At 73.4% G+C, this 14004-nt stretch carries 11 protein-coding genes; 3 read left to right on the plus strand and 8 right to left on the minus strand.

From position 1 onward, the window contains the following. Positions 1 to 139 precede the first annotated feature (139 nt). Positions 140 to 1300 (minus strand): citrate synthase, encoded by a 1161-nt coding sequence (locus tag OHA30_RS01575; protein WP_328911953.1) that lies wholly within the window; start codon positions 1298 to 1300, stop codon positions 140 to 142. A 107-nt stretch (positions 1301 to 1407) separates the two neighbouring features. On the opposite strand from OHA30_RS01575, the gene OHA30_RS01580 reads away from it, so the two are divergent. Further along, the gene (locus tag OHA30_RS01580; protein WP_328911954.1) at positions 1408 to 2691 is read left to right on the plus strand and encodes a citrate/2-methylcitrate synthase; all 1284 of its coding nucleotides are present in this window, start codon (positions 1408 to 1410) and stop codon (positions 2689 to 2691) included. 157 nt (positions 2692 to 2848) lie between these two features. Here the strand turns inward: OHA30_RS01580 and OHA30_RS01585 are convergent, their stop codons facing one another. Then, positions 2849 to 3061: a hypothetical protein gene (locus tag OHA30_RS01585; RefSeq protein WP_328911955.1), complete on the minus strand. Its 213-nt coding sequence runs from the start codon at positions 3059 to 3061 to the stop codon at positions 2849 to 2851. Positions 3062 to 3181: 120 nt separating this feature from the next. On the opposite strand from OHA30_RS01585, the gene trxA reads away from it, so the two are divergent. Together trxA and OHA30_RS01595 are read left to right on the plus strand one after the other, a co-directional pair. After that, positions 3182 to 3553 carry a thioredoxin gene (gene trxA, locus OHA30_RS01590; protein WP_328911956.1) on the plus strand — a complete coding sequence of 124 codons (372 nt, stop codon included), beginning with the start codon at positions 3182 to 3184 and terminating at the stop codon, positions 3551 to 3553. A 175-nt stretch (positions 3554 to 3728) separates the two neighbouring features. After that, the gene (locus OHA30_RS01595) at positions 3729 to 5423 is read left to right on the plus strand and encodes a bifunctional 3'-5' exonuclease/DNA polymerase (RefSeq protein ID WP_328911957.1); all 1695 of its coding nucleotides are present in this window, start codon (positions 3729 to 3731) and stop codon (positions 5421 to 5423) included. 187 nt (positions 5424 to 5610) lie between these two features. On the opposite strand, the gene OHA30_RS01600 is transcribed toward OHA30_RS01595, so the two are convergent. The 6 genes from OHA30_RS01600 to OHA30_RS01625 form a co-directional block, all read right to left on the minus strand. Continuing rightward, positions 5611 to 6996, minus strand: coding sequence for a ricin-type beta-trefoil lectin domain protein (locus tag OHA30_RS01600; protein WP_328911958.1), 1386 nt, complete (start codon positions 6994 to 6996; stop codon positions 5611 to 5613). Further along, entirely contained in the window at positions 6996 to 8231 is a 1236-nt protein-coding gene (locus OHA30_RS01605; protein WP_405786174.1) for an RICIN domain-containing protein, read from the minus strand. Before OHA30_RS01605 ends, OHA30_RS01600 begins: the two co-directional genes overlap by 1 nt. Before the next feature lie 236 nt (positions 8232 to 8467). Then, a complete protein-coding gene (locus OHA30_RS01610; RefSeq protein ID WP_328911960.1) occupies positions 8468 to 9445 on the minus strand; it encodes a lysylphosphatidylglycerol synthase transmembrane domain-containing protein in 978 nt (325 codons plus the stop codon). Positions 9446 to 9810: 365 nt separating this feature from the next. Beyond that, positions 9811 to 11730: a ricin-type beta-trefoil lectin domain protein gene (locus tag OHA30_RS01615; protein ID WP_405785965.1), complete on the minus strand. Its 1920-nt coding sequence runs from the start codon at positions 11728 to 11730 to the stop codon at positions 9811 to 9813. A gap of 254 nt (positions 11731 to 11984) precedes the next feature. Beyond that, a complete protein-coding gene (locus OHA30_RS01620; RefSeq protein ID WP_328911961.1) occupies positions 11985 to 13007 on the minus strand; it encodes a LacI family DNA-binding transcriptional regulator in 1023 nt (340 codons plus the stop codon). Positions 13008 to 13187: 180 nt separating this feature from the next. Beyond that, complete coding sequence (locus OHA30_RS01625; RefSeq protein WP_328911962.1) at positions 13188 to 13928, minus strand: class I SAM-dependent methyltransferase; 741 nt, start codon at positions 13926 to 13928, stop codon at positions 13188 to 13190. Positions 13929 to 14004 lie beyond the last annotated feature (76 nt).

Genomic DNA, 14004 nt, shown 5'->3' on the forward strand with positions numbered 1-14004 from the left:
CGTGCGTATATCCCGGGAGCCCGTCTCAAAACGGCCGTCTCGGACCGATCGGAGCGGGCCGATCGGACCGGAGCGGCCGGACCGGACGGCCGGATCGGACCGTGGTCCTCTCGGGCGGGCCGGGTTCGGGCGAGCCGGTTCAGACGGCCGGCACCGGGCGCGCGGGCGGCGGGCCGACATAGCGCGCGGCCGGGCGGATGATCTTGCTGTCCTCGGCCTGCTCCAGGATGTTGGCGCTCCAGCCCACCACCCGGGCGGCGGCGAAGGTCGGAGTGAACATCTCCCTCGGCAGTCCGCACAGCTCCATCACCACACCGGCGAAGAACTCCACGTTGATGTGCAGGTCGCGGCCCGGCTTCAGCTCGGCGAGTATCGCCTCGGCCCGCTCCTCGACCTGGACGGCGAAGTCCACGAGGTCGCCGCCGAAGTCGCGCGCGATGCCCTTGAGCAGGCGGGAACGCGGGTCCTCCGTGCGGTAGACGGGGTGGCCGAAGCCCATGATCCGGTCCCCGGCCCGGATGTGGGCGCGCAGCCACCCGTCGATCCGGTCCGGTGTCCCGATGGCGTCCAGGGTGTCGAGCGCGCGGCTGGGCGCGCCGCCGTGCAGCGGTCCGGACAGCGCGCCGACCGCGCCGACCAGGCAGGCGGCGAGGTCCGCGCCCGTGGAGGCGATGACGCGGGCGGTGAAGGTCGAGGCGTTGAAGCCGTGGTCGACCGTCGAGATCAGATAGCGCTCGACCGCCCGCGCGTGGGCCGGGTCGGGCTCCTGGCCGGTCAACATGTAGAGGTAGTTGGCCGCGTACGGCAGGTCGTCACGCGGGGGCACCGGATCGAGCCCCTGCCCGAGCCGGTACAGCGCGGTGAGCAGGGTCGGCACGGCGGCGCAGGCGGCCAGCGCGTCGGCGAGCCGCTGCTCGGGGTCGAGGTCGTACAGCGGCCGGAAGCCGGCGGCGGCCCCGGCGAGCGACAGGGCGGTACGCAGCCCCGCGAGCGGCCCGGAGGGCGCGGTGGCGCGGGCGATGGCGGGGAGCGCGGCGGTCACCTCGGCGGGCAGGTGCCGCAGCGCCGCCGTCCTGACGGTGAAGGCGGCCCGCTCGGCCACGTCGGGCAGTGTGCCGTGGAACATCAGATGCCAGACGTCCTCGAAGCCGCGGCTCTCGGCAAGCTCAACGGCCGAGAACTCCCGGTAGTGGTAGAAGCCCTCGGCCCCGCGGACGTCGCCGAGGGCCGTCTCGGTGACGATCACGCCCTTGAGGCCGCGGGGCACGTCGATCGGGGCGGTGGACTCGATGGTCGGCATGGTCTTCCTCCTTGAGTATGTACTTGACTGTCCATGATTGATTACTGGCCTGTCAATGTTGATTGAATCAATGTTGATCCCGGGCTGGATAGGGATACGGTGAGGCCATGACGCAGCAGGAGGGGGACGGCGGCACCGTCCCGGGCGGTGGCGAGGGCGACGACGGCAGGATCGGTACGCGGGAGGCGGCCCGGCGGCTCGGCGTCAAGCCGGAGACGCTGTACGCGTACGTCAGCCGCGGTCTGCTCGGCAGCCGGCGGGCGGCCGGCGGGCGGGGCAGCACCTTCGACCCGGCGGAGGTCGCGGCGCTGGCCGGGCGCGGCAGAGCCGCCGCCCCCGCGGAGCCGCCCGAGGGCGACTGGGGCCGGGTGCGTACGGGGATCACCCTCATCGAGGGCGACCGCTGCTACTTCCGCGGTGTCGACGCGACGGCGCTGGCCGAGGCGTACGGCTACGAGGAGGTCGCCGAGTGGCTGTGGACGGGGGTGCTGCGGCCCGGGAAGCGCTTCACCGCGCCCGCCCGGCCGCTCGCGGCGGCGCGGGCGGCGGCCGGGGCGCTGCCCGCGGACAGCGGTCCGATGGACCGGCTGCGGGTCGCCGTGATCGCGGCGGGGAGCGCGGACCCGCTGCGGTTCGATCTGTCGCGGGAAGCGGTGCTGGGATCCGCGCGGAGCCTGATCCCGACGCTGGTCGACGCGCTGCCAGGGGCCGGGCCGCCGGTCGGGGAAGGTGAGCCGCTGGCCGGGCGGCTGTGGTCGCGGCTGACCGCGGCGCCGGCCGACGAGGCGTCGCTGCGGGTGCTGGACGCGGCGCTCGCCCTGCTCGTCGACCACGATCTGGCGGCCTCCACGCTGGCCGCCCGGGTCGCCGCGTCGGCCCGGGCGCATCCGTACGCGGTGGTCTCGGCGGGGCTGGGCGCGCTGGACGGACCGCTGCACGGGCAGGCCAGCGCGTTGGTGCACCGGATGCTCGCCGAGGTGCTTGAGCGCGGCAGCGCGGGCCCGGTGGTCGCCGAGCAGCTGCGGGCCGGACAGCGGATTCCGGGCCTGGGCCACCGGCTCTACCGGGGCGAGGACCCGCGGGCCCGGCTGCTCCTCACCCTCCTCGACCGGGTCCCCGCGGCGGCCGACGCGCTGGCGGCGGCCCGGGACGTGCTGACGACCACGGCCCGGCACGGCCCGCTGCACGCGAACGTCGACCTGGCGCTCGGTGTGCTGTCGGTGTCGTGCGGGATGCCTGCCGAGGCGGGCGAGACGGTCTTCGCGGTGGCCCGTACGGCGGGGTGGATCGCGCACGCGCTGGAGGAGTACGGGGAGCGGCCGCTGCGGATGCGCCCGCTCGGCGCGTACGACGGCCCCCGCCCGCCCCAGCCCCTCCCGTCGCCGCACTGACCCCGGCCCGCCCCCACCCGCGGGGCTGACCGGGCCCGCCGGACGCCGCCCCGCGCGGGATGACCGCTCTTGGTGGCGGGGTCCTGCGGCGGGCGCGGCTCGCCGACCGGCCCGTGCGCCCGGGAGAGTGGGACCGGCCCCGGGCCGGACGCTGGGGTCAGACCGGGGTGCGGTGGGGGGCGCGGGTGATCAGGGCGGTCCATTCGGTGTCGGCCTGGCCCGGCACCATGCGGCCCGCCGAGCGCCACTGCGCGGCGAGTGCCGCGTACACGGGCGCGTCGGAACCCCGCAGCGCCGGGCCGCCCCTGGAGGTGTGGCGGCCGTGGCCGCCGCCCGTACCGTCGTCGCGAATCCACTGCGTTCCTGCCATATGCCGAACAACGAGACATGAGCGCATGGCGCCACCGCGCGCGCCCAACCGCACCTGAATGAGTGAACAGTGCACGGATGCGCTCAGGAATTTCCGGCGACCGTGACCCGTTGTGCGGGCATGACCACTGTGGAGCTGACCAAGGAGAACTTCGACGAGGTCGTGTCGTCGCACGACTTCGTCCTCATCGACTTCTGGGCCCCCTGGTGCCCTCCGTGCCGGAGCTTCGCGCCGGTCTACGACAAGGCTTCGGGCAAGCACGAGGATCTGGTGTTCGCCAAGGTGGACACCGAGGCGCAGCCGGAGCTGGCGGCCGCCTTCCAGATCCAGTCGATCCCGACCCTCATGATCGTCCGTGACAAGGTCGCCGTCTTCGCCCAGCCCGGCGCCCTTCCGGAACCCGCGCTGGAGGACATCATCGCCCAGGCCCGCGCCCTCGACATGGACGAGGTCCGCAAGTCGGTGGCCGAGGCCCAGGGCGGCGCCCGCTAGTCCGACACCCGACCGGCCCCGGGACCCGCCGGTTCCGGGGCCGACCCATGCCCGTACGCACGGCGCCCAGCGAGCGTCCCGGCCCGCCGGCCCCCGCCCACCGGAAACGCCCGCCGGACACGCGCCCGACCCTCGGTCCGGCCGCGCTGTCAGTGGTGGTGCCTACGCTCGGAGCGTGGGCACCACTCTCACCGCCGCCGCGCGGATCGCCGTCGTCCCCGACCCGGTGGGGTCGGGCGGCCGGCTGTGCCCGCTCGCCGACGACGGCACCCCCGCGGGCGCCGCGCACACCGTGCCCGACCTGGCCGCGGAGGTGGCCCGGCGGGAGGCGGCCGAGGGGCCGCGCTGGGTGTGGCCGGCCACCGACGAGCTGTATCCGTGGCTGCTCGACCGCGGCGCCGTACGGCTCGCCCGCTGCCATGACGTGAAGCTGGTCGAGTCACTGCTGCTCGCCCAGGAGAACAGACACGGCCGCCCCCGTTCGCTGGGCGCCGCCTGGGCCCGGCTGCGCGACCTGCCCGAGCCGCCCGACGCGCCGGAGTCCGGCGCGGACGACCAGCCCGTGCTGTTCGCCGCCGACCGGCACCATCTGCCGCCGGACACCGACCCGTTGACCGCGCTGATCGCCGTCCACGCCGAGCAGCAGCGCCGGATCGCCGCCGGAGAGCACCCGGACCGGATGAGGCTGCTGTGCGCCGCGGAGTCGGCGGGGGCGCTGGCCGCCGTGGAGATGGGGCGCGACGGCCTGCCGTGGAGCGCCGCCGTCCATGACGAGCTGCTGACCGGGCTGCTCGGCCCCCGCCCGTCCGGCGGCGCCCGGCCCGCGCTGCTCAACGAGCTGTCGCTGCGCGTCCAGGACGCGCTCGGCCGCCCGTTCAACCCGGACTCCCCCGCCCAGGTGCTGCCCGCCTTCGCCCGCGTCGGGGTGCGGCTGACCTCGACCCGCTCGCACGAGCTGCGCGGGGTCGACCACCCCGCCGCCGCGCTGCTGCTGCGGTACAAGGAGCTGTCCCGTATCCACGCCGCGCACGGCTGGGCGTGGCGGGAGTCCTGGGTGCGCGACGGCAGATTCCGGCCGGAGTACGTGGTGGGCGGTGTGGTCTCCGGGCGGTGGGCGACCCGCGGCGGCGGGGCGCTGCAGATCCCCCGGCTGCTGCGCTCGGCCGTGGTCGCCGACCCGGGGCACCGGCTGGTGGTCGCGGACGCGGGCCAGCTGGAGCCGCGGGTGCTGGCCGCGATGTCCGGCGACCCGGGGCTCGCCCGGGCGGCGGCCGCCGGGGACCTGTACGCGGCGCTGGCGCTCGACGCCTTCGCGGGCGACCGGCCGCGCGCGAAGATCGGGCTGCTCGCGGCGATGTACGGGCAGACCAGCGGCGAGGCGGGCCAGTTGCTCGCGGTGATGCGGCGCCGTTTCCCGGCCGCGCTGGCCCTGGTCGAGTCCGCGGCCCGGGTCGGCGAGGCGGGCGGCGTCGTACGGTCGCAGCTGGGCCGTACGTCCCCCATGCCGTCCGCCGAGCGCTTTCTCGACGAGAGCGCCGACCCGGAGGACGGCGCCGAGCCCGACCGGCGGGCGGCCCGCTCCTGGGGGCGGTTCACCCGCAACTTCGTGATCCAGGCGAGCGCTTCCGACTGGGCGCTGGCCATGCTCGCCGCGCTGCGCCGCCGACTGACCGCCGTGGGTCCGGAGCCCCGGCTGGTGTTCTTCCAGCACGACGAGGTGATCGTGCACACCCCGACCCCGCTCGCGGCCGCGGTCGAGGAGGCCGTGACGGCGGCGGGCGAGGAGGCCCGTCGGCTGGTCTTCGGCGCGACCCCGGTGCGGTTCCCGCTGGAGACGCATGCGGTGGAGTGCTACGCGGACGCGAAGTAGACCCCCGTACGGGCCCGGTGGCCCGGCCGCCGACCCGGAGTCGGAGCCGCGACCCGCAACCCCTGAGCCGCGACCCCGGCCCCCGAGCCCGCGAGCCCCGAACATGCCTCCGCTCCCCGGCCGCCGCGTGATTGCATCGCGGGAACCACGCCGCGCGGCCGGGGAGCGGAGAGTCTCGGCCCCGGCCTCACCCGCCGTACTGGGCGAAGGTCCGGGTGAAGTCCCACGCCTGCTGCGAGACTCCCGAGCACGTGTCGTCGTTCGGGTAGCCGGCGGCGCACGGCCGGTCCCGGTTGGCGGACCAGAAGGTCAGCCGGGCCAGGTGGTGCGCCTGCGCGTAGGCGAGGATCGTGCGGAAGTCGGCGACGGTGACGGTCTCGTTGTTGTCGGTGATGCCGTTCATCGACGAGATGCCGCTGTGCCGGTACGCCTGGTCGTCGCTGTAGCCGTAGGCACTCTTGAGGGCGTTCTTCAGGCCGTCGGCCGCCCGGGTGGTGAGCGTGCCCATGTTCTGGCCCGCGCCGCCGAAGTCGAACGGCATGATCGTCCAGCTGTCGACGGTGAGCCCGGAGGCGGCCGCCTTGTTGATCAGACCGGTGTCGGGACCGCTCTGGCCGGTGCCGATGGTGACGTAGACGGCGATGCCCGGGTTGTTGGCCCTGACGGTCTTGAGCGCGTCGACCGTGCGCTGCTGGACGGTGCCGTTGCTGTAGGCGTCGGCCTCGATGTCGATGTCGATGGCCTTGAGCCCGTAGGCGCTGATCACCTTCTGGTACGCGCCGGCGAGCGCGCTCGCGCTCGTGCAGGACTGCTCCAGCTTGTTGCCGCTGTAGCCGCCGAAGGACGGGATGACGTCCCCGCCGGCCGCGCGGATCTTGTTGATGGTGGACTGGTCCACGCCGCCGGTCAGCGCCCGGCCGCCGTCCCACTGCGGGTTGCAGGTGCCGTTGCTGAGGACGAAGGCGAGGGTGAACCACTTGACGCCGGTCGCGTTCATGATCGTCGTCGGGTCCGGCGGGTTGCCCCAGCCGTTGTAGAGGTACGGGGCCACGGCCTGCGCGCCGACGGCGGGCGGCGGGGTGGTCGGCGGGGTGCCGCCACCGCCGCCGGGCAGGGTCCACTTCTGGTTGGCGCCTCCGCCGCAGTCCCAGATCTGGAGCCGGGTGCCGTTGTCCGAGCTGGGGCCGGTGGCGTCGAGACACCGGCCGGAACCGGAGTTCACCAGCTGCCCGTTGCTCGCGGTCCACTTCTGCGCGTTGGTGCCGTTGCAGTCGTACAGCTGCACCTTGGTGCCGTTGGCGGTGCCGGCCGAGGTGACGTCCATGCACTTGCCGAGCGCGCGCAGCGAACCGTCGGAACTGACCGTCCACTGCTGGGCGGTGGTGCCGTTGCAGTCGTAGAGCTGGATCGCGGCGCCGTTGGCGGAGCTCGCGGCGGCCACGTCGACGCACTTGCCGCCGTAGCCGGTGATCGCGCCGCTGGCGTCGGCGCCGGAGGCCTGGGTGACGGCGAAGAGGCCGAGGGTGCCCGCGGCGAGCGCCGCGGTGGCCAGGAGAGAGGTGGTTCGCTTCATCAGCCGGTCACGGTCCACTTCTGGTTGGCGCCTCCGGTGCAGCTCCAGATCTGGAGCCGGGTGCCGTTGGCGGAGCTGTTGCCGGTCGCGTCGAGGCACTTGTTCGCCGCCGGGTTGACGATGTCGTGGGCGGCGGTGACGGTCCACTTCTGGGCGTTGGTCCCGTTGCAGTCGTAGAGCTGGACGGGGGTGCCGTCGGCGGTGCCGGCCGCGGCGACGTCCAGGCACTTGCCGAGCGCGCGCAGCGAGCCGTCCGAGCCGACCGTCCACTGCTGGGCGGCGGTGCCGTTGCAGTCGTAGAGCTGGATCGCGGCGCCGTTGGCGGTGTTCGCCGCGGCGACGTCGACGCACTTGCCCGCGATGCCGGTGATGGCGTGGCCGCCCCCGCCGGTGCCGCCGCCCGTGCCCCCGGTGCCGCCCCCGCTGTCGCTGGTGGTGACGTGCACGTAGTCCACGACGAGCTGCTGCGGGAAGGAGGTGCTGCCGTCGGGGTCGCCGGGCCAGTAGCCGCCCACGGCGAGGTTCATGATGATGTAGAAGGGGTGGTCGAAGACCCAGCGGTTGCCGTGCAGGTCGGCGGGGGTGCGGGTCTCGTAGACATGGCCGTCCACCGACCAGGAGATTGAGTTGGGCGCCCAGTCGACGGCGAAGGTGTGGAAGCCGTCGGAGAAGCTCTGGCCGTTGGGGAGGCTGTACCCGGCGCCGATGCCGTCCGAGCCGGAGTAGCCGGGGCCGTGGATGGTGCCGTGCACGCTGCCGGGCTCGAAGCCGACGTTCTCCATGATGTCGATCTCGCCGCTGTTGGGCCATCCGACGGAGCCGATGTCGTTGCCGAGCATCCAGAACGCGGGCCACATGCCCTGGCCGCGCGGCAGCTTCATCCGGGTCTCGAAGTGCCCGTAGGCCTGGGTGAACTTCTGCGGGGTGGACAGCCGCGCGGAGGTGTACTGACAGGTCCCGTACCAGCACTGGTAGTTGGCCGGGTTCTCCTTGCGGGCGGTGATCACCAGGTCGCCCTGGCCGTCGAGCGCGGCGTTGTGGGTGCCGCTGGTGTAGTACTCGCGCTCGTGGTTGTTCACGTTGTCACCGGTCTCGTAGCCCCACTTGGAGCTGTCGACCGCGCTGCCGGCCGGACCGTTGAAGTCGTCGGTGAAGGTCGCGGTGGCCGCCGCGGGCGCGGCGTCCACGGTGCCCGCCGGGTGGGGGGCGGCCGTCTGCTGGAGCCAGCCGCACATCAGCAGCGCGGCGGCGGCGAGCAGGGCGAGAGGGCGGGGTCGTACGCGTCGGATGGGGGGTGAGACCGACATGCCGGACTCCTCGGTCGGGACGGCGGAAAGCCAGGAACGGTCATGCTCCTGACAGACAGTGAGGGCGCAGTACACCCTCGGAGACTTACGTCACGTCTTAGTTCAGGACGTGATTTAAATGGCGTGGATGAGGGCCGTCAATACTTCCGGCAAAGGTCTGTACCTTAAAGTTGGCGACGCCGCACCAGCACCGCCAGCACCACGACCCCCGGGATCAGCGGCAACCAGGCCGTGACCAGCCGGTAGCCGAGCACGGCGGAGGTCGCGGTGACCGCCGAGGCGCCGGCGGTCACCAGGGCCAGTCCGAGCGCCGCGTCGAGCGAGCCGAGCCCGGCCGGGGTGGGCAGCCAGCCGGTCGCGGTGCTCGCGCACAGATACGCCGCCACGACCCCGCTGACCGGGACCGGAGCGTGCACCGCGCGCATCACCGAGACCACCACCGCCGCGTGCATCGCGGGGAAGGCCAGCGAGCCGCCCCACAGCGCGGCGATCCGCGGCCGCATCCGGTGCAGCGCCCGTACGTCGTGCGCCACCGAGGCGGTGAACTCCCGCAGCCGGGAGCCCAGTCCGCGCGCGCAGCGGGTCAGCAGACAGCCGGCCGCCACGGCCACCAGCACGCCCGCCGCGATGAGCACCGGGTGGTCCGGCAGGTTCCGCCGCCCGTGCACGACCCGGCGGATGCTCAGCGCGCCGGGGAAGAGCGCGAGCACGGCGACCAGCAGCGCGACCCGGGCGATCACGGCTGCGGCCGCCCGGATCGCGAGCGCGGCGACCGCGCGGGTGGCGCTCAGGCCCCGGCGGACCAGGAAGCGCAGATTCACCGCGTTGCCGCCGAGCCCCGCGGGCAGGACGTGGTTGGCCGCCGAGGCGGCGAACTGCGCGGCCAGCAGCCCTCCCGCCGGCAGGCGTTCGACGACCGCGCCCTGCTGGGCGGCCGCCGCGCACACCCAGGTGAGGAAGGCGGCGCAGCAGGCCACCGTCAGCCACTCCCCGTCGGCTGCGCCGAGCCGCCGCGCGCTGGAGTCGATCAGCGACCACTCGCTCACCACGACCGCCGCGACGACCACCACCGGCAGCACCACGGCCGCCGAGCGCACGGAGTTCCGCCGCCAGACGGCTCCCTCGTTGCGGGCGATCGACACGGGCACTCCTCGGCGCGTGGGGCCCACCCGCGCCGCAGCCCGGGCCGGGCGGCGCGGGCCGTCGGCAGGGTGGAAAAGGGCAGGGAAGGACGTGCGGAACAGGCGGGGGCACCGGCGACAAAGCGGGACCTGCGCCGATTCGTCCAGAGTAGGCGGCGCCGCCCCCGGGAGCCGCGCGGCGCACCGCCGTCCGGGACGATCACCCGCACCGGCCGGGCACGTACGCCCGCAACAACCCTGCCCCGCCCGGCCCGCGGGCATGCCGAGTCGCCGGTCCGCGACGAACGCGGACCGGCGACTGCTTCCTTCAGCGCGGCCGGGCGGCGGTGAGAGGTCCGCCCCCGGCCGTCCGGGGGGTCAGTGGATCAGGCGGCGGGCGCCTGCCACTGCTGGTTGGCGGCACCGGTGCAGTCCCAGATCTGCAGCCGGGTGCCGTTGGCCGAACTGGGCCCCGTCGCGTCGAGGCAGCGGCCCGACTGGGGGTTGACCAGGGTGTTGTTCGAACCTCGCGTCCATTGCTGCGAACCGGTGCCGTTGCAGTCGTACAGCTGCACCTGGGTGCCGTTGGCCGTGCCCGCGCTGGCGACGTCCAGGCACTTGCCGAGCGCCTGGAAGGTCGTGCCGGAGGCGGTCCACTGCTGGGCGGCGGTGCCGTTGCAGTCGTAGAGCTGGATCGCGGTGCCGTTGGCGGAGCTCGCGGCGGCGACGTCCACGCACTTGCCGCCGTAGCCGGTGATCGTGCCGGTGTGGCCGGAGCCGGGGTTGCTGCCGCCGCCGCCGTTCGCCTGGGTGCCGGACCAGGTGAAGGTGGCCGAGGCGCCGCCGGGGACGGAGTACGCGAAGGACTCGTTGCCCCAGTTGACGCGCAACTGCTGGGCGGAGGAGGACTCGTTGTAGGCGACCAGGGCCTTGGAGCCGTCCGGGTTGCGCCAGGCGACGTTGCGGATCGTGGAGTTGTCGTTGGAGGAGATCCGGTAGGCGCCCGGCTTCACGAACTTGGTGAGCTGGCCCATCGTGTAGTACTCGACGGTGTAGTCGACCTGCCCGCTGCGGCTGTCGCCGTTGTGCACGGTGACCAGGCCGGTGCAGGTGCCGCAGCCGCCGTTGTGCGGACCCATGTTCTGGTCGACCGCCAGGCTCCACTTGATCCAGCTCTGGCCCCAGTTGCGGGTGTAGTCGATCAGGTTCTCCATGTCCTCCTTCTGCTGGTTGCCGATCCAGGTGCCACCGGAGTGCTCGGTGTCGAAGGCGGGGACGCCGGGGTACTTGTTGTGGATCGTGGTCTGCTCGGAGACATTGCCCCCGTAGCCGTGCCAGGCGATGCCGCCGAAGTTGGAGTCGCTGCGGATGGCCGCGTCGTCCACGGTGGGGGCGCCGTAGCCGTCGTAGGTGTCCCAGTTCCAGTCCAGCGCCAGCACCTTGGTGGACAGACCCGCCGTGTGCAGCGCGGGCAGCAGGTTGGTCTTGGTGAAGTACGCCAGCCCGGAGCCGTTCCACTGCGCCGAGGGGTAACCGCCGCAGCAGGTGGGCTCGTTCTGCACGGTGACGTAGTCGATCGGCACGCCCTGCGCCTGGTACGCCTGGAGGTACTTGACGAAGTACTGCGCGTAGGCGGCGTAGTACTGCGACTGGAGCCAGCCCTGGCTGTAGGCGCCGCTGTCCTTCATCCACGGCGGCGGGGTCCAGGGGGTGCCCATGACCTTGACGTTGGGGTTGAGCTGGCGGGCCTGCTTGGTGAGCGGGACCACGTCGGCCAGGTCGTGGGAGATGGAGAAGTGCGCGAGCGTCGGGTCGGTCTGCCCGGCCGGCATGTCGTCGTAGGTGTAGTTGCCGCGGGCCAGGTCGGAGGCGCCCATCGGGTTGCGCAGGAAGCCGACACCGATGCCGTTGACCGGGTCGAAGAGCTTCTGCATGACCGTGTTGCGGGTCGAGGCGGACAGCGCGCCGCTGGAGTTGAGCAGCCAGGCGGCGGTGTCGGTGAACGAGGCGCCGCCGCCGGTGAACTGCTGGTAGGTGGTGTTCTCGTCCACGGTGACGTTCTGGCCGGAACCGCCCGTGCCCGAGGCGAAGGAGACCGGGGCCTGCTGTTCGAGGCCCTTGACGACGTTGCGGCCGCCGGAGTCGTTGGTGGTGGTGAGGTAGACCTGGACGCTCTCGCCCGCGGCGTGCGCGACGGTCGGTACGGCCAGCATGGGGGTGATCGCCGCCGCGGCGGCGGTGAGCACGCCGACGAGCGTGCGCCGGAGGTGGAATCCGCCCGCTCGTGGGCGGGTTGCTGAGCTCATGGTCGTTGCCCTTCTCGGCAGTGGCATGGGCCTGACATGACCAACCGTGCAGCGAGGGGGTCCGCACGCTTGTTTCACTACTTGTTTCACGACTTATATCGCGACGTGATTTAACTAGCGCGCCATGGGGCCGTCAAGATGCCGGACGGGGTTCACAACCGTGAAACACAATGAAACAGGCCCGACGTCATGGGACATACGTCGGGCCGTGCGGGGTGACCTGCGGAGCAGTGGTCCAGACCGTTGAAAACCGGTCAGCGGGGGGCGGGCGCGGTGCTGCCGCGCGGCACCAGCGCCGGCGGTTCGAGCACGATGTCGGCCACGTCCGCGCCGCCGACGAGCTCAAGCAGCGCGCCGGCGGCCCGCTCCCCGTACTCCGGCACCCGGCGGCTGACCGCGGTGAGGGCGGGGTGCACCAGCCGGCACAGCTCACTGTCGTCCCAGGCGACCAGGGAGAGCTGGCCGGGCACGGACACGCCCATCTCCTGGGTGACGCTGAGCGCGGCGACGGCCATCACGTCGTTGTCGTAGATGATCGCCGTGGGCCGGGCTGAGCCGGAGAGCAGCCGGCGGGTGGCGCGGGCGCCGTCCTCGCCGGTGTAGTCGGTGTGGACGCAGCGCACGCCGTCCAGGCCGAGTTCGGCCGCGGCGGCGTCGAAGGCCTCACCGCGTTCACGGGTGTGCACGAAGTGCGCGGGACCGGCCACCCGGGCGATCCTGCGGTGGCCCATCGCGGTCAGATACGCCAGCGTCTCGCGTACGGCGGCGCCGTCGTTGATCCACACCGACGGCACTCCGGAGGCGCCCGCCGCGTGGCCGACCACCACGGCGGGCAGGCCGAGTTCGCCGAGCAGCGCGATCCGCGGGTCATCCTCGCGCAGGTCCACCAGCAGCACGCCGTCCACCCGGCGCTCGCCCCACCAGCGGCGGTAGGCGGCCTCCTCGGCGCCGGCGTCCTCGGTGACCTGGAGCAGCAGCGCGGTGCCGGTGGCCGCGAGCCCCGCCTCGACGCCGGAGATCAGCTGCATGAAGAACGGCTCGATGCCCAGCACCCAGGCCGGCCGGTCCACGACCAGGCCGATCGCCCCGGACCGCCCGTCGGACAGGGCGCGGGCGGCGCTGCTGGGATGCCAGCCCATCCGGGCGGCGATCTCCACGATCCGCTCCCGGGTCTGCTCCGAGACTCCCGCCTTGCCGTTGAGGGCGTAGGACACCGCGCCCTTGGAGACGCCTGCGGCCTCGGCGATGTCGGCGATGGTGGGGCGCTTCAGGGGCATGCGGCCTCGGAGGTGGCGGGGCCCGCTCGGCGGGCCGTGATCTGCTGATCGGCCCGCACACCTTAACAACGCTGAACCGGCCCGGGTACGGCGCCCACCCATTCGGGTCGAACGCGTGCGATCAACCGGTTCAGGACCCCCCTCCGCCTCACAGAGCGCATCCGTGGCCGCCCCCGCGGATCAGCCGCGGACGGCCGAGATCTCCAGCCGTACGTAGTCCACCACCGGCTCGGCCAGCCGCCCGGCGACCGCCCGTACGAAGGGCTCGCGCTCGTCGTCGGCCAGCGCGTCCAGATAGGGGCCGAGGATGACGGTGGCCAGGAACGCCTCCAGTTGCTCGCCGCGTTCGAACCTGGCCGGGTCGGGCCGCAGCCGTACGTCGATGTCGGTGAACCCGGCGCCGGCCAGCCGCTCCCGGGTGTCCTCGACGCCCGCGAACCGCCAGTCGTCGCGCTTGCCGCCCCCCACGTCGGCGATGGCCGCGTCGACCGCCGCGATGTTGCCGTACCCGCCGCACTCGGTGACCAGCCGGGCGCCGGGGCGCATCCGGGCGGCGAGCGAGGAGTAGAGCGCCGCGTGGTCGTCGATCCAGTGGAAGGCGGCGACGCTGAACACCGCGTCCACCTCGCCGTCGAACGGCAGCGGCCCGGTCAGGTCGGCGTACACGACCTCGACCCGGTCCAGCCGCCCGGCCAGCCGGTCGCGCAGCTGGTCCAGCATGCGGACGGAACCGTCCACGGCGACCACCCGTCCGTCCGGCAGCCGGTCCAGCAGGCCCGCCGTGTCGCGGCCGGTGCCGCAGCCCGCGTCCAGCACCCGTTCGTCGCCCCGCAGCGGCAGCCGCCCGAGGGTGCGCTTCCCCCATCCGAGATGCGGCAGCGGCAGGGAGTCGTACGTCTTGGCGTCCCATTCCCGGGGCATGGTGCTCCCAATCGTCAGTTCCCGCCGGGGCACGGCGACTTCGGCCCGCCCCGAGTACGGCGACCACGCTACGCCC

This window comes from Streptomyces sp. NBC_00223, from assembly GCF_036199905.1.
Classification (GTDB): Bacteria; Actinomycetota; Actinomycetes; order Streptomycetales; family Streptomycetaceae; genus Actinacidiphila.